The 16,984-nt window shown below is 72.1% G+C and carries 14 protein-coding genes; 3 read left to right on the top strand and 11 right to left on the bottom strand.

Going from position 1 to position 16,984, the window contains the following annotated elements; all coding sequences use genetic code 11:
- The 7 genes from IE95_RS21215 to IE95_RS0101590 form a co-directional block, all read right to left on the bottom strand.
- The coding region (locus IE95_RS21215) for a ubiquitin-like domain-containing protein (protein WP_282916255.1) at window positions 1–131 on the bottom strand (131 nt) is incomplete at its 3' end.
- 619 nt (window positions 132–750) lie between these two features.
- Window positions 751–1,938 carry a resuscitation-promoting factor gene (locus tag IE95_RS0101615; RefSeq protein WP_051702566.1) on the bottom strand — a complete coding sequence of 396 codons (1,188 nt, stop codon included), beginning with the start codon at window positions 1,936–1,938 and terminating at the stop codon, window positions 751–753.
- 157 nt (window positions 1,939–2,095) lie between these two features.
- The gene (locus IE95_RS0101610; RefSeq protein ID WP_030144217.1) at window positions 2,096–3,025 is read right to left on the bottom strand and encodes a TatD family hydrolase; all 930 of its coding nucleotides are present in this window, start codon (window positions 3,023–3,025) and stop codon (window positions 2,096–2,098) included.
- Between the two features lie 2 nt (window positions 3,026–3,027).
- Window positions 3,028–4,665 carry a methionine--tRNA ligase gene (metG, locus tag IE95_RS0101605; protein WP_030144216.1) on the bottom strand — a complete coding sequence of 546 codons (1,638 nt, stop codon included), beginning with the start codon at window positions 4,663–4,665 and terminating at the stop codon, window positions 3,028–3,030.
- A gap of 155 nt (window positions 4,666–4,820) precedes the next feature.
- Window positions 4,821–5,966 carry a PQQ-dependent sugar dehydrogenase gene (locus IE95_RS0101600; protein WP_240666285.1) on the bottom strand — a complete coding sequence of 382 codons (1,146 nt, stop codon included), beginning with the start codon at window positions 5,964–5,966 and terminating at the stop codon, window positions 4,821–4,823.
- Between the two features lie 188 nt (window positions 5,967–6,154).
- Window positions 6,155–7,351 (bottom strand): aminotransferase class I/II-fold pyridoxal phosphate-dependent enzyme, encoded by a 1,197-nt coding sequence (locus IE95_RS0101595; RefSeq protein WP_036570318.1) that lies wholly within the window; start codon window positions 7,349–7,351, stop codon window positions 6,155–6,157.
- A 96-nt stretch (window positions 7,352–7,447) separates the two neighbouring features.
- Complete coding sequence (locus IE95_RS0101590) at window positions 7,448–7,987, bottom strand: hypothetical protein (RefSeq protein ID WP_030144213.1); 540 nt, start codon at window positions 7,985–7,987, stop codon at window positions 7,448–7,450.
- A 207-nt stretch (window positions 7,988–8,194) separates the two neighbouring features.
- On the opposite strand from IE95_RS0101590, the gene IE95_RS0101585 reads away from it, so the two are divergent.
- Complete coding sequence (locus tag IE95_RS0101585; RefSeq protein WP_030144212.1) at window positions 8,195–8,800, top strand: isochorismatase family protein; 606 nt, start codon at window positions 8,195–8,197, stop codon at window positions 8,798–8,800.
- A gap of 57 nt (window positions 8,801–8,857) precedes the next feature.
- On the opposite strand, the gene rsmI is transcribed toward IE95_RS0101585, so the two are convergent.
- Window positions 8,858–9,922, bottom strand: a complete 1,065-nt coding sequence (rsmI, locus tag IE95_RS0101580) for a 16S rRNA (cytidine(1402)-2'-O)-methyltransferase (RefSeq protein WP_240666286.1) — start codon at window positions 9,920–9,922, stop codon at window positions 8,858–8,860.
- Between the two features lie 25 nt (window positions 9,923–9,947).
- Here rsmI and IE95_RS0101575 point away from each other — a divergent pair, with 25 nt between their 5' ends.
- A complete protein-coding gene (locus tag IE95_RS0101575; RefSeq protein ID WP_420819371.1) occupies window positions 9,948–11,636 on the top strand; it encodes a dolichyl-phosphate-mannose--protein mannosyltransferase in 1,689 nt (562 codons plus the stop codon).
- A gap of 135 nt (window positions 11,637–11,771) precedes the next feature.
- Here IE95_RS0101575 and IE95_RS0101565 read toward each other — a convergent pair whose 3' ends face one another.
- The 3 genes from IE95_RS0101565 to IE95_RS0101555 all read right to left on the bottom strand — a co-directional run bounded on the left by IE95_RS0101565 (window position 11,772) and on the right by IE95_RS0101555 (window position 16,213).
- The gene (locus tag IE95_RS0101565; protein ID WP_030144209.1) at window positions 11,772–13,235 is read right to left on the bottom strand and encodes a family 20 glycosylhydrolase; all 1,464 of its coding nucleotides are present in this window, start codon (window positions 13,233–13,235) and stop codon (window positions 11,772–11,774) included.
- A 124-nt stretch (window positions 13,236–13,359) separates the two neighbouring features.
- The gene (locus tag IE95_RS18530; protein ID WP_129429438.1) at window positions 13,360–15,015 is read right to left on the bottom strand and encodes a hypothetical protein; all 1,656 of its coding nucleotides are present in this window, start codon (window positions 15,013–15,015) and stop codon (window positions 13,360–13,362) included.
- A 109-nt stretch (window positions 15,016–15,124) separates the two neighbouring features.
- Complete coding sequence (locus tag IE95_RS0101555; protein WP_030144207.1) at window positions 15,125–16,213, bottom strand: fatty acid desaturase family protein; 1,089 nt, start codon at window positions 16,211–16,213, stop codon at window positions 15,125–15,127.
- A gap of 275 nt (window positions 16,214–16,488) precedes the next feature.
- Between IE95_RS0101555 and IE95_RS20795 the strand changes: the two genes are divergently transcribed.
- The gene (locus IE95_RS20795; RefSeq protein ID WP_051702564.1) at window positions 16,489–16,968 is read left to right on the top strand and encodes a DUF4190 domain-containing protein; all 480 of its coding nucleotides are present in this window, start codon (window positions 16,489–16,491) and stop codon (window positions 16,966–16,968) included.
- The last annotated feature ends 16 nt before the right edge of the window (window positions 16,969–16,984 follow it).

Raw genomic sequence — 16,984 nt, 5'->3', positions numbered from 1 at the left:
ACCCGAATCCCCTCCTCGGCAAGGAGACCCTCGACCGAACCGGCGAACGTGCTCACCGTGGTGATCTCACCATCGACATCGAGCTCGACGGTCTTCTTCGCAGACCCGTACGCAACCGCACCCGTCGCCACGAGCGCAACAGCAGTCGCACCAGCGACCAAGGGCCAACGGCGACGCCGCACAGCAGGAGAAGTGGCGGAGGCCTCAGCCTCGACACCACCAGAAGTCGAAGAAACGGGGGCAGGGGCGCTGGCCGCGTGTGCGGTCCGGTTCAGGGGGTTCTTCACTCGAGTCCAGTCGTCGAGCCTCCCGGGCACGGAGTTCGGGCGGCGCGGTGCGCCTCCAGCGGTCCCGCCGCTCGAAGGAGCGTCGGGGCGGGTCACCCGAGGGCGTCCCACCGCTGGTTCCGAAAGACCGATCCGGCTGTCGTTTTCCGCCGACGGCCCGATGCTCAGGACCACAGCAGGACGCGCACCCTCCGGTCCTGGTCACCCGGCGATGAGCGGGTGGACGCACCCGGCGATGAGCGGGCGAACACAGGACGGGCAGCAGCGCGCGACAGTTGACCGTAACCGATCCGTTATCCGCTGCCAACCGTGCGACACGACCCACGGGGCAGTTCTGTCCGCTTTCCTCCGCGTATGTCACGGGGGTGATGCGCGCTCTGCGGGTGAAACCTTCACAGGTCCCGGAGAGCGCCGACACATCACCGGCCCGATCCCGAGCCCCCGGTTGCGGGTGCCCGCGGGGTCAGTACCACCCCTTGGCCTGTGAGTGGCTCCACGCTCCGCACGGCGTGCCGTAGCGGCCCTCGATGTACCCGAGCCCCCAGGTGATCTGGGTCGCCGGGTTGGTCCGCCAGTCGGCGCCCGCACTGGCCATCTTGGATCCGGGAAGCGCCTGCGGGATGCCGTAGGCACCGCTCGACCGGTTCTCCGCCGTCGCGTTCCACCGGCTCTCCTTCATCCAGAGCAGGTCGAGGCACGCGAACTGGTCGTCCCCCCACCCTCGTTGGGCGGCGAGGGACTTGGCGATCGCCTTGGAGGATCCTGGGTCGACCGTGATCGTCGACGGGTCGAGCGTGCCGACCACGACGACCTCCGTGCGTGGCTCGCGCGTGACCGTGCGCTCGAGCACCGTCCGCGAGACCTCGACCCCGCCGACCGTCTGGATCTCGTACGTCGTGACCGCCTCGCCGACCTTGCCGGACGTCCTGACGTTGCGCTGGCCCTGCGGCAGGTAGGGATCCTTGACCTCTTCCGTAGCGAAGGGCAGCGACTCCGTGACCGTCGCCGCACCCTGTGCTGCCCGGGTGACCAGGACGAGCATGCCGTCCACCGCCGCGGCGCCGAGCGGGACCGACACCGCGTCCCCCTCCGACAGCACGATCCCGGCGTGGTCGAGGACCTCCTGGACCGAGGCCTCCGCCGTGGTCGCCGAGACGACCCCGCCGTCGACCGCGACGTGGACGGTCTTGAGCGTCGAGACGCGGATCTGCTCTCGTCCGATCGACTGGGAGCGCGACGCCGAGGTCTTGGCGCCCTCGGCGCGCGGGCCGAGGGCGCTGATGAGCTCGCCCACCGTGCTCGCGGTCGTCACGAAGGTCTGGGGCTCGCCGTCGACCTCCAGGGAGACCTCACGGCTCGTCCGCACGACGATCGTGCCTCCGTCGCTCGCGGAGGTCGTGGTCGCGGGCTCGACGAGGTCGCCGTCCTTGACCGTGATCTGCTGGAACGCCAGCAGCTCGCCGATCGTGGACCCGTAGGCGCTCACGGTGCGGACCTCGCCGTCGAGGTCGATCGTCACCGACTTGTGGGCGAGCGTGAAGACCCCGGTCGCACCGACCACGGTCGCCAGGATCGCCGCCTGCGCGACGAGCCGTCGCCTGCCCGTCAAGGAGTCCCTGAGGGCACCCGCGCGACCGACCACGTGAACCATCCGTTCTTCTCGCATCCCGGCCCGTGACGCACCGGGCATCACGGACATGCAGACCGTAGTGGATACGCGACCTCCGGGGAAAGCCCGTCCGGCCCGTCGCGTGCGGCGCAGCGGTCGCGCCCGGCGCGCCCGGCGCGCCGGCAACGACGGTCCCGGCTCACCAGGAGCCGTAGACCTGCTCGGCCGTCGTGCTCAGCTGCGCGCACACCTCGACCAGGGGGACTCCCGTGACCTCGGCGACCTTGCGGACCGTGTGCGGCAGCAGGTAGGGGGCGTTGGGCCGGCCCCGGTACGGGTGCGGTGTGAGGTAGGGCGCGTCGGTCTCGACGAGCACCTGGGCGAGCGGCACCGCCGCGAGCGCCGCGCGCAGCTCGTCGTTCGCGCCGAACGTCACGGGGCCCGCGAACGACAGGTACCAGCCCTGCGCCGCGCACAGCCGGGCCATCTCGACGTCGCCCGAGAAGCAGTGGAACACGGTCCGTTCGGGGGCACCGTCGGCCAGCAGGACGTCGATGACCTCGGCGTGCGCGTCCCGGTCGTGGATCTGGAGCGGGAGCCCGAGCTCCTTCGCGAGCGCGACGTGCGCCCGGAACGACTCGCGCTGGACCGCCGCGCCCTGCGCCCCGGTGCGGAACAGGTCCATGCCCGTCTCACCGATCGCCCGGATGCGGTCGTTGCCGCGTGCGATCGCGGCGATCTCCGTGATCGCGTCGTCGAGCCCGACGGCGTGACGCGCCTCAGGCGCCGGCGTCAGGCCGTCGGGGCCCACCTCCGTGACGCCCGCGTGCAGGGTCGCCTCGTTGGGGTGGATCGCGATCGCGCCGACCAGCGCCCGGTGCTCACGCACCAGGGCGTCCGTGAGGCGGGCCGAGCGCAGGTCGCAGCCGACCTGCACCATCCGGTCCACACCCACCCGGGCCGCGTCCTCGACGTGCTGCTCGACCGTCGGGACGGGGACCGGTCGCCCCTCCTCGTCGACGTCGGGCAGGACGCCCGCGATCGACTCGAGGTGCGTGTGGTCGTCGACCACGGGCAGCGGCAACGCCTCGGGGGCGGGCGGCCACCCGCGCTCGCGCTTGCGGGCCACGGTCAGGAGGCCTCGGTGACCGGGTCCTCGAGGCGCGGGAACAGCGACGCGCCCTTGGTGACCGTGGTCCCGGCGGGCAGCACACCGAAGTGCGCGGCGCCGTCGACGGGCTGGACCGCGAGCGCGCCGAGCGGCGCCTCGGCGCCGAGGGACTCCCAGAGCGCCTGCGCGGCCTTCGGGGTGATCGGGTGCAGGAGCACCGCGAGCGAGCGCAGCGCCTCTGCGGCCGTGACGAGGATCGTGGCGAGACGACCCTCCTGCGCCGATCCGCCGTCGGGCGTCTTCTCGTCGTCGGCCTTGGCGACCTTCCACGGCTCCTGCTCCGTGAGGTACAGGTTCGTGGCGTCGACGAGCGTCCACACCGCGTTGACGGCCTCGTGGATCGCGAGCGCGTCGATCGCCTTCTCGGCGGCCGCGACCGCCTGGGCGGCGACCTGCTCGAGCGCCTGCTCGGCCGGGCCGGCGGGCCCCGCCTGCGGGAGGACGCCGCCGTAGTACTTGCCGACCATGGCCGCGACGCGCGACGCGAGGTTGCCGAACCCGTTCGCGAGCTCGGCGTTGTAGCGGGCCGCGAGGTCCTCCCACGAGAACGACCCGTCCTGACCGAACGCGATGGCACGCATGAAGTAGTAGCGGAACGCGTCGGACCCGAAGTGGTCGATGATCTGGCTCGGCGCGATGCCCGTGAGCTTCGACTTGCTCATCTTCTCGCCGCCGACCAGGAGCCAGCCGTGCGCGAACACGGTCCTGGGCAGGGGCAGCCCCGCGGCCATGAGCATCGCGGGCCAGATCACCGCGTGGAAGCGCAGGATATCCTTGCCGACCAGGTGCACGCTCGGCGGCCAGGTGGCCGCGAACTTCGCGCGCTGCTCGGGGTCGTCGCTGTCCAGCCCGACGGCGGTCGCGTAGTTGAGCAGCGCGTCGAACCACACGTAGAGCACGTGCGTGGTGTCCCACGGGATGGGGATGCCCCAGTCGAACGTGTTGCGTGAGATCGACAGGTCCTGCAGGCCGCCCTTGACGAACGCGAGCACCTCGTTGCGGGCGCTGGCCGGCTGGACGAACTCGGGGTGCGCCTCGTAGAGCGCGAGCAGGCGGTCCTGGTACGCGCTCATCTTGAAGAAGTAGTTCTGCTCGGAGAGCATCTCGACGGGCTTGCCGTGGATGGGGCAGAGCTTCTGGCCCTCGTGCTCGCCCGTGCCGTCGACCAGGTCGCCCGGGAGCTTGTACTCCTCGCAGCCCACGCAGTACGGACCCTCGTACGAGCCCGCGTAGATCTCGCCCTTGGTGTACAGGTCCTGGATGAACGCCTGTACACGCTCGGTGTGGCGCGGCTGGGTGGTCCGGATGAAGTCGTCGTTGAGCGCGTCGAGCGTGTGCAGGACGGGCTTCCACGAGCTCTCGACCAGGCGGTCCGCCCACTCCTGAGGGCTCACGCCGTTGGCCTCGGCCGTGCGCATGACCTTCTGCCCGTGCTCGTCCGTCCCCGTCAGGAACCAGACCGGCTCCTGGCGCTGGCGGTGCCAGCGGGTGACGACGTCGGCCGCGACCGTCGTGTACGCGTGCCCGATGTGCGGGGCGTCGTTCACGTAGTAGATCGGGGTCGTGAGATAGAAGGTCTCCGAGGCTGCGTCAGGCATGGTCCTCATCGTAGTTGGCTCGGCCCTGCCGCTGCGCCGCCGTCCGCGGACCCCGCACCGCCCCGCCCCGCCGAGGGTGACCGTGCCACCCACCGAGGGTGACGCCCCCACCCGCCGAGGGTGACCGTGCCACCCACCGAGGGTGACACGCCCGCTCAGCCCGTCCCGAAGCCGACCCGCAGCAGGTGGTCGTCGCCCGCGGACGGGCTCCCCCGCCCGTCCGTCTCGTTCGTCAGCACGAGCAGCGCCCACAGCCGGTCCGGGTCCGTGGCCTTGAAGGGGAACGGGACCACGGCACGCAGCCGTCCCCACTCCCCCGTGAGCAGCGCCTGCGGCTCGCCGAACGCCGAGGGCGACCCTCCGTCGTCGGGCGACTGGTCCGGGGCCCACGCGAACGGGATGCGCCACAGGCGCTCACCGCGCAGCCCCGCGACGTACACCCCGTCACGCAGGACCGCGAGGCCGCTCGGGCTCGCCTCGGACGTCGGCCAGGTCGCGACCGGGTCGACGAAGGCCGTCCCGTCAGGCGCGGTGACGGCGCCGAGGGTGCCCTCGCGCTCGGGCCAGCCGTAGTTGCCGCCCGGGACGATCACGTTGACCTCGTCGAGGGTGTTCTGGCCGAACTCGCTCGCGAACATCCGTCCCGTCGCGTCCCAGCCCAGACCCTGCACGTTGCGGTGCCCCAGGCTCCACACGCGCGAACCGCCCGGGTTGCCCGGCGCGGCCTGGCCGTCGAGCGTGACCCGCAGGATCTTGCCCGCGAGCGACTCCGGGTCCTGCGCCGCCCCCGTGTCGGTCGCGTCCCCCGTCGCGACGTACAGGAAGCCGTCCGGCCCGAAAGCGACCTGGCCGCCGTTGTGGTTGCTCGCCTTCGGGATGCCGTCCACGACCGTCGTCAGCTCGCCGAGCACCGCCGCGCCCGGCTCGAACGTCCCGCGCAGCACCTCGTTGCCGTCCGCGCCGGTCCGGTAGACCACGACCGTGCCGTCGGTCGCGAAGCTCGGCGAGACCGCGATACCCAGCAGCCCGCCCTCACCACCGTGGTCGGTGCCGGACGCCAGCTCGTCGGCTCCCGGGCCCGTGACCGAGACCAAGGTCCCGGCGGCCGGGTCCAGGACGCTCACCGTCCCCTCGTCGCGCGACGTGCTCAGCACCCGCTCGTCCGGGAGCGCGGCGAGGCCCCAGGGCGAGGGCAGGCCGTCGATCAGGGACGTCACCGTCGTGGTGATCGACGGGACGACGGACAACGTCACCGTGGCCGTGGGGGCAGGCGTCGGGGCCGGGGCCGGCGCAGCGGTCACGGACGGTTCCCCGGGCGGCGTCACCGTGGGCCCCGGAGCGTCAGAGGCCCCGTTCGAGCACGCCACCAGGGCAAGGAGCGTAGCCACGGCCAGCACCCTCGGCGATCGTCGCCGCACCTGCATCATCGCCTCCCTGCATCCGTCCGGCGTGCACCGTCGTCGCAGCCAATCGTCGCAGGCGCGCCGCGCTACTGCAGCCGCGTCAGCCCCTTCTTGAGGTTACGGATCGCCTGCGCGGTGCGCTGCTCGTTCTCGATGAGGGCGAACCGCACGAACCCGTCACCGCCCGGCCCGAACCCGACCCCGGGCGAGACCGCGACGTCGCACTCCTCGATCACGTGCGTCGCGAACTCGATCGACCCCATCTCGCGGTACGGCTCGGGGATGCGGGCCCACGCGAACATGGTGCCCTTCGGCCGATGGATGTCCCACCCGATGCGGTCGAGCCCGTCGCACAGCGTGTTGCGGCGCGACTCGTACACCGCCGAGACCTCGGTGGGGAAGTCGAGCGCCTCGTTGAGCGTCACCGTCGCCGCGATCTGGATGGGCTGGAACGTGCCGTAGTCGAGGTACGACTTGAGCTTCGCGAGCGCACCCACGACGTCGGGCCTGCCCACGAGGAACGCCACGCGCCAGCCCGCCATCGAGTACGACTTGGTCATCGAGTAGAGCTCGACCGCGACCTCCTTGGCCCCGTCGCACTCCATGATCGACGGCGGGCGCCAGCCGTCGAACGTCATGTCGGCGTACGCGAGGTCGTGCACCAGGACCACGTCGCGCTCGCGCGCCCAGTCGACGAGGCGCTGCAGGTCCTCCTTGGTCGCGATCGTCGTGGTCGGGTTGTGCGGGAAGGACAGCACGACCACGCGGGCCTTGGGCCACCCGTACTCCCACGACTCCATCACACGGTCGATGTACCCCGAGGCGTCCGTGCCGTCACCGATCGCGACCTGGCGGGCGTCGGCTCCCGCGAAGTACGGCCCCCAGATGTGGATGGGGTAGCTGGGCGTCGGCACGATCGCGGCGTCGCCCGGCTGGAGCAGCACCCACATGAGGTGGCTGAACCCCTCCTTGGCACCGATGGTCGAGATGATCTCGGTGTCCGGGTCGAGCGTCACTCCGAACCTGCGCTGGTACATGTCCGCCGCCGCCTGGCGCAGCTTGGGGATGCCGCGAGATGCCGAGTAGCGGTGGTTGCGCGTGTTGTGGACAGCCTCCGCGAGCTTGTCGACCGCGATCTGGGGACTCGGCAGGTCGGGGTTGCCGAAGCCCAGGTCGATCACGTCGCGCCCTGCGCGGCGTGCCTCGAGCTTGAGCGAGTCGATGATCGTGAAGACGTACGGGGGCAGGCCGGGGATCCGGCGGAACTCCATCTCGCGTGGCATGCATCGCAGGGTACGCCTGCCCTGCGCAGGAACGCCGCCCGGTCCGCAGCGGGTACTGCCCGGCCCGACGGCGCGGGCCGCCCCGCACCCTCGCGCTCAGGTTCCCGGCGCCCACCCGAGGTTGCGGGCCATCTGCTCGAGCGTCGCGATCGTCCGGTCGTACTGCTCGCGGGTGATGCCCTCGGCGAGCCGTTCGCGCGAGACCGAGACGGCGTCGAGCAGGTCGTGGTAGGCGTGCTGCCCGGCGACCGTCACCTCCCAGCCGGATCCTCCCTGCGCGATCCAGCCTCGGGTCCTCAGGTCGGAGATCTCGGCGCTGACACCGGCGGCGTGCCCGGCGGAACCACCGACGCCACCCGCGGCCGCGAACGGCGACAGGACGCTGTCGACCGTCGTGGTGTCCGAGACGCCGTCGCGGATCATGTTGAGGACCTGCCAGTGACGGCGGGTGAGGCCGGTGCGCAGGAAGACGTCGTCGAAGCTGTGGTCGATCAGCCGGTCGACGAGCTTGAGCCAGTAGCCGATGGGCCGCTCGCCCGGCCCGTGTCCGGCGGGCGGGGTGGACGCCGGATCGGTCGGGTGCTCGGTCGGGTGCTCGGTCGGGCTCGGGCGGTCGGTCGCGCCTGTCGTGCTCATCCTCGGGCTCCTTCGCTCGGACCGTCCGACGAGGTCCGCCGGCGGATCTCGTCCCAGCCTACGAACGACGGGCGTGCCGCGCGCCACCAAGCACCCGCCGCCGCCCACCACCGCCCGCCGCCGGCCTGCGGTCCGCGCCGCGTCGCCCCGAGCACCCGGACCGCCCCGGGCGTTCCCCACCCCGCCGGGCGGTGGCAGAGTGGTGCCATGACCAGCACCGACACCCCGGCCACGGGCCGTGCCCTGATCGTCGTCGACGTCCAGCCCACGTTCTGCGAGGGCGGTGAGCTCGCGGTCGAGGGCGGTGACGCTGTCGCCGAGGCCATCGCGGTCTTCGTCGCCGGGCGCCGCGCGGGCTACGACCTCGTCGTGACGACCCAGGACTGGCACGTCGACCCGGGGCACCACTTCGCGACGGCCCCCGAGGTTCCCGACTTCGTCGACACGTGGCCGCCGCACGGTCTCGCGGGCACGCCGAACGCCGAGCTGCACCCGGCGCTCGCCGACCTCGCTCCCGATGCGAGCGTCAAGAAGGGCGAGTTCCAGGCGGCGTACTCGGGCTTCGAGGGGGTCGACGGCGAGGGCCGCTTGCTCGCGCAGATCCTCCAGGACGCGGGGGTCGCCTCGGTCGACGTGGTCGGGATCGCGGAGTCGCACTGCGTCCGGGCGACAGCGCTCGACGCGCACGCGCTGGGGCTCGCGACGCGGGTCCTGACGGATCTCACGGTCCCGGTCTCGGCCGAGCTCGGCGAGGCGGCCCGGGTCGAGCTCGCGGCGGCGGGTGTGGAGCTGGTGCGCTCGACCGAGGCGTGACGGCTGTCAGAACGCGCGTGGCCTCGGGGTCACGCTCGTTCTGACACGAGGCTCGCGTCAGCCCTTGCGTGCCGCGAGCGCCGCCGCGTACAGGTCGCGCTTGGGCACGCCCGCGGCGGTCGCGACCTCGGCGACGGCCTCCTTGAGGCGTTCCCCGGCCGCGACCCTGGCCAGGACCTCGGCGACGAGCTCCTCGACCGACACGGCCTCGCGCGCCGGTGCCCCGGCCACGACGACGCAGATCTCCCCCCGGAGCTGCCGGTCGGCGGCCTCGGCCGCGAGCTCGCCGAGCGTGCCGCGCAGTACCTCCTCGTACGTCTTGGTCAGCTCGCGGCACACGGCCGCGGAGCGGTCGGCACCGAACCCCTGGGCCATCGCGGCGAGGGTGTCGTCGATGCGGTGCGGGGCCTCGAAGAAGACCATGGTGCGGGGTTCGCGGGCGAGCGCCTCGAACGTGCGCGCACGCTCACCGGGCTTGCGGGGCGGGAATCCCTCGAAGCAGAAGCGGTCGGTCGGCAAGCCGGACAGCGCGAGCGCGGTGAGGACCGCGCTGGGGCCGGGGGCCGAGGTGATGGGCAGCTCGCGCTCGACGGCCCGCGTCACGACCCGGTAGCCGGGGTCCGAGACGGACGGCATGCCGGCGTCGGTCACGATCACGACGGTCCCGCCGCCCTCGACGACGTCGAGCAGCTCGTCGGCGCGCTCGACCTCGTTGTGCTCGTGATAGCTCACGACGCGCCCGCCGATCGACACGCCCATGCGCGCGGCGAGGGCGTGCAGGCGGCGCGTGTCCTCGGCCGCGACGACCGCGGACTCGGCCAGGAGCCGCCGCAGGCGCGGGCTCGCGTCCTCGACGTTGCCGATGGGCGTCGCGGCGAGGACCAGGTGCCCGTCGTCCTTGGCGCGGCGCCCGGCGAGCAGGCCCTCGTCCGAGGTCTCGTCCTCGCTCGCCGCGGAGGTCCCGTCCTCCGGCCCGACGGCGTCGCTCGCCTCGGCCGCACCGCCCCCCGCCTGCTCGCCCACCTCGGCGAGGTGCCCTGCGGCCCGGACCGGTGCGGCGCCGTCGGGCAGGGGGACCGGCGACTGGGGGGTGGGCGAGGGCGCGGGGAGGGCGATGCTCATACCCCCTAGCGTTCCACGTCCTACGATGGCCGACGTGCCTCATCCCTCCCTGGGCCCGATGCCGGCCGTCCCCGCCCCCGCGACCGACGACCCGTTCCCGGCGCCCCGGGCCGAAGCGGTCGACGCACCGACCCCGGCGCTGCCCGCCCGCGACCGGCTGCTGCTCACGCTGCTCGGCGCGCGCCGCCTCGCGCTCGGGGCGACGTCGAAGGACCGCCTGTGGGGCTGGCTCGGGCCCGGGCTCGTCGCGCTGCTCGCCGGGGTGCTGCGGCTGTGGGACCTGGGGCGCCCCGGCACCCTCGTCTTCGACGAGACGTACTACGTCAAGCAGGCGTACACGCTGCTGCGGGTCGGGTTCGAGGCGAAGTGGCCCGAGGACCCCAACCCCGCGTTCGAGGCCGGGAACGTCGACACGTTCCTGAACCTGCCCGACTACGTGGTCCACCCACCGCTCGGCAAGTGGATGATCGCGGGCGGCATGCAGCTCTTCGGTGGCGCGGAGAACCCGTGGTCGTGGCGCATCTCGACCGCGCTGGTCGGCGTGCTCGCGGTGTTCCTCCTGGCCCGGATCGCGCGCCGCCTGTTCGCGTCGACCGCGATGGGCGTCCTCGCGGGCGGGCTGCTCGCGATCGACGGCATGGCGATCGTGCACTCGCGCACGGGGCTGCTCGACAACTTCCTCATGTTCTGGGTGCTCGTCGCGTTCGGCTTCCTGCTGCTGGACCGGGAGCAGGCGAGGCGGCGGCTCGCCGACCGGGTGGGGGCTCTCGTCGACTCGGGCCGCGAGATCGGCCGCTACGGGCCGTGGCTGGGATGGCGGTGGTGGCGCTTCGCGGCAGCCGTCTCGCTCGGCCTCGCGTGCGGGGTCAAGTGGTCGGGCCTGTACTTCCTCGCGGTGTTCGCGCTGCTGTCGGTGCTGTGGGACGCGGCCGCGCGCCGCGCCGTCGGGATCAAGCGGTGGTGGGAGGACGCGCTCCTGCTCGACGCCGTCCCCGCCGCGCTGATCATGCTGCCCACCGCGGCGCTCACCTACCTGGCCACGTGGTTCTCCTGGTTCCGCTCGCCCAGCGCGTACATGCGGGACTGGGCCGCGGAGAACCCCGGCGAGGGCGTGCAGTGGCTCCCCGAGTCGCTGCGGTCGCTGTGGGCGTACCACCAGAAGATGATGGACTTCCACACCGGGCTCAGCGCCGAGCACGCGTACTCCTCCCGGCCCGTCGGCTGGCTCGTCCAGTGGCGCCCGACGTCGTTCTACTACCGCGACGGGTCCGACGGCGTGACGGGCTGCGGGTACGACGAGTGCGCGCGCGTCATCACGTCGCTGGGCAACCCGGTCCTGTGGTGGACGGCAGCGCTCGCGGTCGTCGCGACCGTGGTGCTCCTGGTGTGGCGCAAGGACTGGCGGGCCACGGCCGTCCTCAGCGGCCTCGTCGCCGGCTGGCTCCCGTGGTTCGCCTACCCGGACCGGACGATCTTCACGTTCTACGCGATCGTGTTCACCCCGTGGGTCGTCCTCGCGCTCGTCTACGTCGTGACGGTCCTGCTGGAGCGGACCGAACGACGGCCCTGGGCCAGGGGCTGGGTGGTCTGGGGAGCGACCGCGCTGCTGACCGTGATCGTGGTGATGAGCGTCTACTTCTACCCGCTCTGGACGGCCATGAACGTCCCCACGTGGTTCTGGCGCCTGCACATGTGGCTGCCGAGCTGGATCTAGCGGAGCACCGGACGGAGGTCGCGCGCGACCTTCGTCGCCGAGCATGCGGTGGGCGTCGGTCGAGCATGCGGTTGACGTCCAGAAATCCGAGAATCCGGACGCCAACCGCATGCTCGGCACCGAGCGGGAGGCCAGCTAGCTCCAGTCGACCTGCGGGGACTCGTGGAAGGGGAGGCCCTCGCGGCGCCACGTCGCGGCCTCGCTCGCGACGCGGCGACGGTAGTCCTCCCAGTCCTTGCGCTCGGGGGCGGTCCAGGCGACCTCCGCGGTGGCGGACAACCGGGGCAGCAGCATGTCGAACAGCTCGTCCCGGGTCGACAGGGTCTCGGTCCAGATCGCGGCCTCGACACCCTCGACCTGGTCGGCAGGCAGGCCCGGGATAATCGTGGCCGGGTCCCAGTCGTACGCCGTACGCAGCTCGATGAGGCCGGCCCAGTCCTGCCCCAGGGGGTACTCGGCGGTGTACTTCATGTCGAGGTAGGCGTGGTTGCCGGGGGACATGATGAAGCGCGAACCACGCTCGGCAGCGGCCAGGAAGGGCGCGACGTCGGTGCGGGTGTCCCAGTACTGGACCAGGGTCTCGGGTCGGGTGTCGGCCTGCGCGGCCTCCTGCCAGGCGATGACCTTCTTGCCCGTGTCGAGCACGATCTCCTCGAGCAGCGTGATGAACTTCGCGTACTCCTCGGCGCCGAGCGTCAGCGCCTCGTCACCACCGACGTGGACGTAGTCGCCGTCGGTGATCGCGGCGATGTCCCCGAGGACGTCGCGCAGGAAGGGCTCGGTCGCGGGCAGGTCGTAGGTGAGCTGGGAGAAGCCGACCTCCATGCCCTCGTACTTGGCGGTGCGCTGCCCGTCGGCGCGCAGCTCGCCGTAGACCGCGGTCGCGGCGTTGGTGTGCCCGGGCAGGTCGATCTCGGGGACGATGGTCACGAAGCGGTCCGCGGCGTAGTCCTGGAGCCGACGGAAGTCGGCGAGGCTCAGGTGTCCTCCGGCCTTGCCGCTGTTCGACGTGTCGGACGAGAGCTTCGCGAGCTCGGGGCGCGACGGGCTCTCGATGCGCCACCCCTGGTCGTCCGTGAGGTGCAGGTGCAGGACGTTGAGCTTGTACGACGCGAGGACGTCGATCACGAGCTCGAGCTGATCGAGCGGGAAGAAGTTGCGGGCCACGTCGAACGAGAGTCCGCGCCACGCGTAGCGGGGGGCGTCGTGCACGACGACGGCGCTCACCTGGGCGCCTTGCTCCCCCTCGGTCACGAGCTGGCGGAGGGTCTGCACGGCGTCGAACAGCCCGACGGGCTCGGCGGCGGTCAGCACGGCCCTCGCCCCGGACACCTCGAGCGTGTGGCGCTCGGGGCTCGTCGACCCCGCGGGGCCCGCGTCCTCGGCGAGACGCAGCTCGATCGCGGGGGCGCCGTCGGGCACGGAGTCCACGGCCGTCACCTGCGTGCCTGCCGCACGTGTCAGGACCTCGGCGGCATGCGCGGCGACGCGCCGCTCGGCCGCGGACGGACCGGCGACGACGACAGCCCCTTCGAGCCGGAGCGCGTCGCCGCCTGCGGAGGAGTCGACCTGCAGGGGCTGGGGAATGATGGCGACCATCGGAGACCTCGTCGTCCTGGTTGTCTCGACCCGACCCTGTCGAATCGATTCGTCTGTACTGGCCGACATACCGTATCCGGCCCGGGCGGCAGGGACAAGAACACGCCCGGGCGGCGCGACGGACCTACTCGACGACGACGACCAGGGGGGCCGGGGCGACGGGCTCCGTGGTGGCGGCCCGCTCGGGCGTCACCTCGCCCGCGAGGTCGGTCCGCCCCCACCGCAACGCCGCGGGCGCACCGTCCGTCAGCGCGTCCCACGCCTTGCTGCGCGCGGCGAACGAGCCGGCGACGTCGGAGTGCACCACGACCACGACCGAGTCGTCGGACGCGACGAGAGCATCGAGGTCCGTCACCGACCTCGGCGACGAGGCGTGCACGACGAGCAGCTTCTGCGGGAGCGCCTTCGCCGCCACGAAGCCCGCCAGGTAGGAGACGACCGCGTTGATCTCCTCCGCCGGAACCTCCCCGTCCTTCGTCACGTCACCGCCCGCGCGACGAGCGTCCAGATCGAGAGAGATCCCGACCCCGGGCAGCGCGAGCAGGTCCGCGTACCGCTCGACCTGGTCGACGAACGACGCCCGGCCGGGCTGGATCTCGAGCAGGACCTGCTGACCTGCGTCGAGCGCGGCCTGCACCGCGGGCCTCACGGCCTCCACGGCGAGCTCGGTCGAGTAGTTGCCGTCCTTGCCCGCGGCCCCCGAGGACTCGGTCACGACGAGCTCCACGACCGGGACCGTCACCGTCTCGTCGCCCGAGACCGTCGCGACCTCGACGTAGGGCTCGGCGCGAGCCGCCGCCCTCTCGACCATCTCGGCGACCTTGGCCGAGCTGGACGGGACCGTGGTCGAGGGCAGCACCACGAACCGCTTGCCCTCGGACACGAGCTGCCCGCCGCCCACGAGCTCGACGCCCGTCTCCGCCGCGCGCACACGTGCCGTGAGGTCCTCGACCGAACCGAAGGACTCGCCGATGCCGACGACGGCCAGCGCCTTGGCCTTGGCCATGGCCTGGACCGATGCGCTCGTCGCACGCGGGTCGCCCCCGGCCACCGGGAGCGGGACCACCCCGGCGGCCTGCGCCGTCGCGAGCGCGGCCGTCTGACCAGGCGCCTCGTCGACCAGCGCGAGGACCTCCGTGAGGAGACGGGGCGACGCGGTCTCAGGGAGCTGGTCGCGCACCTCGGCCAGGTCGGTCTCGTCGATCTCGGTGGCACCGTCCGCGGTCGCGACGAGGGCCCCTGCGTCGAGCGTGACCGCGTCGAGGGCGGGGTCGATCGCCTCGACGGACCTCTTGGCCTCCTGCTCCAGGTCGTCGCTCGACAGCGCCGGCACGGCAGCAGCCGTCACGACCCCGGCCGCGTCGACGTCAGGCACCCGGTCGGGTGTCACGACGACCGCGCTGACCGCCCCGAGACGCTCGACCTCCTTGGCCAGCCCGCTGTCGGCGATCGCGCCGCCCGTGAGCAGGACCGGTGCGTGAAGATCGAGCGCGGCCGCCGCGGCGGCAGCCTGCGCGCTCTCGTCGGCCGCGTCGGCCAGGACCACCACGGGGGCCTGCGAGAAGAACGACTGGCTCGCGGTGAGCGCGAGCTCCGCGGGATCGGTCGAGGTCAGGACGAGCACGGGGGCGATCTGTTCCACCGCCGCGGCACGCAGGTCCCGGGTCGGGTCCTCGGGCCCCTCGCCCGTCACCTCGCCGCCGCCGCACGCGGCGAGCAGGGACGTCGTCAGGGTCAGCGACGCGGCAACCTGGACAAATCGGGCCTTCCGTGAATTCACGTCTCTATCATCCCCTACTGCGTGAGTCGCGCCGAGTCGTCGGCGCGTCGCCGTGGGGCTCCGTCGCCCGATGTCGCCGCGGACCCGTTCGTGTCGGCGCCCCGCAGGCTCAGCGTACCGAACGGTACTGCGCCGTGAGGGGGCACTGGAACGGGTCGCGCGCCGCGAGGCCGACCCGGTTCAGGTAACGGATGACGATCCGGTACGAGTCCACGAGGGTCGTCTCGGTGTAGAGGATGCCCCGCTCGGCGCAGAACTCCTTGACGATGGGGCGGACCTTGCGCAACGAAGGACGCGGCATGCTCGGGAAGAGGTGGTGCTCGATCTGGAAGTTCAGGCCGCCCATCGCGACGTCGACCCAGCGGCCACCCGTGATGTTGCGGGACATGAGCACCTGACGGCGCAGGAAGTCGATCTTGACGTCGGGCGCGACCGTCGGCATGCCCTTGTGGTTCGGCGCGAACGACGCCCCCATGAGCACCCCGAACAGGCCGAGCTGGACGCCGAGGAACGCGAAGCCCATCCCCACGGGCAGGACCAGGAAGACGGCCGCGAGGTACCCACCCAGCCGGAGCACGACGAACACGATCTCCACGGTGCGACGCTTGACCGGCCCCCGGCCGAAGATGGTCTTGATCCCCGAGACGTGCAGGTTGAGACCTTCGAGGAGCAGCAGGGGGAAGAAGAGGTAGCCCTGGCGCGCGGCGAACCACGCGCGCAGCCCGCTCTTGGTCTCGGTGAGCGTCTCGGTCTCCCAGACGAGCACGCCGTTGATCATGTCCGGGTCACCGCCGCGGGTGTTGGGCTTGGCGTGGTGTCGCGAGTGCTTGTGCTGCCACCAGCCGTACGACAGCCCGCCCAGGAGGTTGGCGACGACCAGGCTCGCCCAGTCGTTCCAGCCGCCCGACCGGAAGATCTGGCGGTGCGCGGCGTCGTGCCCCAGGAACGCAGTCTGCGTCAGGAGCACCGCGAGCAGCGCGGCGATGCCCATCTGCCACCAGGACTCGCCGATGAGGACGAAAGCGACCCCGGTCGCCGCCAGCAGGGCGAGCAGGACGGAGAACTTGGTCCAGTAGTACCCGTAGCGACGGCGCATGAGGCCGAGCTCCTGGACGGTCCGGGTGAGAGCGGTGAACTCGCTGACCTGGCGTTCACGCGGAGACTGTGCGCGGCCAGGAGCGGTGGCGTCGAGCGTCAAGGGATGGCCTCTCGTGGTCACAGACGCGACGCCCGCAGGCAGCACATCCGACGGGTGGTTTCGTCGCGAACGTGACCGACAGTACCCGCACAACCTACGCAAGCGTAGGTTTGTCCACGACGAGATCGCCGACGCCCACGAGACCTTCACATCCACCCCGGCACGGCGCAGGCCCGACGGCGCCACCCCCCGCCACCTCTCCGGCGAGCCGTTGTCCGCGATCACCAGGCACGACATACTGGGCACCGATCCCTGCCCGAACGACGAGGAGAGACATGTCCAACCCCGAGCAGAACCCGTCCGGCACGCCCGACCCCTACGGCGCGCCCCAGGACCCGGCTGCCGGCCAGGCGCCCCAGTACGGCGCACCGGCCCCCGGCGCGCCCCAGGCACCCCAGTACGGCGCGCCCCAGGCACCCGCCCCCCAGGGGTACGGCGCTGCGGCCCCCGCGACCGACCCCGGCAAGACGCTGGGCATCGTCGGCCTCGTGCTGTCGATCCTCGGCTGCACGTCGCTCATCGGTCTGATCCTCAGCATCGTCGCGCTGAACAAGTCCAAGAAGGCCGGCTACAAGAACGGCATCGCGCTCGCCGGCATCATCGTGGGCGCCGTGCTGTTCGTCGGGCTCGTCATCTGGCTCGTCTTCGCCTTCGTCGTGGGTGGCGCCATGGTCACCGACCTGCTCGAGGCCTGCGAGAACGTCCCCTCGGGCGAGACCGTGGTCTGGGAAGGCACGACCGTCACCTGCCCGTGACGCCCTGACGTGTGCA

This window comes from Oerskovia turbata, from assembly GCF_000718325.1.
Taxonomy (GTDB): domain Bacteria; phylum Actinomycetota; class Actinomycetes; order Actinomycetales; family Cellulomonadaceae; genus Oerskovia; species Oerskovia turbata.
The sequence above is the reverse complement of the archived record's forward strand: the minus strand, read 5'-3'. Positions and strand labels throughout refer to the sequence as shown.

What these genes read in the sequence shown, in the direction of transcription:
- IE95_RS0101615 (WP_051702566.1), bottom strand. Translation starts at nt 1,938, where the DNA reads ATGGTTCACGTGGTCGGTCGCGCGGGTGCCCTCAGGGACTCCTTGACG.
- metG (WP_030144216.1), bottom strand. Translation starts at nt 4,665, where the DNA reads ATGCCTGACGCAGCCTCGGAGACCTTCTATCTCACGACCCCGATCTAC.
- IE95_RS0101595 (WP_036570318.1), bottom strand. Translation starts at nt 7,351, where the DNA reads ATGCCACGCGAGATGGAGTTCCGCCGGATCCCCGGCCTGCCCCCGTAC.
- IE95_RS0101565 (WP_030144209.1), bottom strand. Translation starts at nt 13,235, where the DNA reads ATGGTCGCCATCATTCCCCAGCCCCTGCAGGTCGACTCCTCCGCAGGC.
- IE95_RS0101575 (WP_420819371.1), top strand. Translation starts at nt 9,948, where the DNA reads ATGGCCGACGTGCCTCATCCCTCCCTGGGCCCGATGCCGGCCGTCCCC.
- IE95_RS0101585 (WP_030144212.1), top strand. Translation starts at nt 8,195, where the DNA reads ATGACCAGCACCGACACCCCGGCCACGGGCCGTGCCCTGATCGTCGTC.
- rsmI (WP_240666286.1), bottom strand. Translation starts at nt 9,922, where the DNA reads ATGAGCATCGCCCTCCCCGCGCCCTCGCCCACCCCCCAGTCGCCGGTC.
- IE95_RS20795 (WP_051702564.1), top strand. Translation starts at nt 16,489, where the DNA reads ATGTCCAACCCCGAGCAGAACCCGTCCGGCACGCCCGACCCCTACGGC.
- IE95_RS0101590 (WP_030144213.1), bottom strand. Translation starts at nt 7,987, where the DNA reads ATGAGCACGACAGGCGCGACCGACCGCCCGAGCCCGACCGAGCACCCG.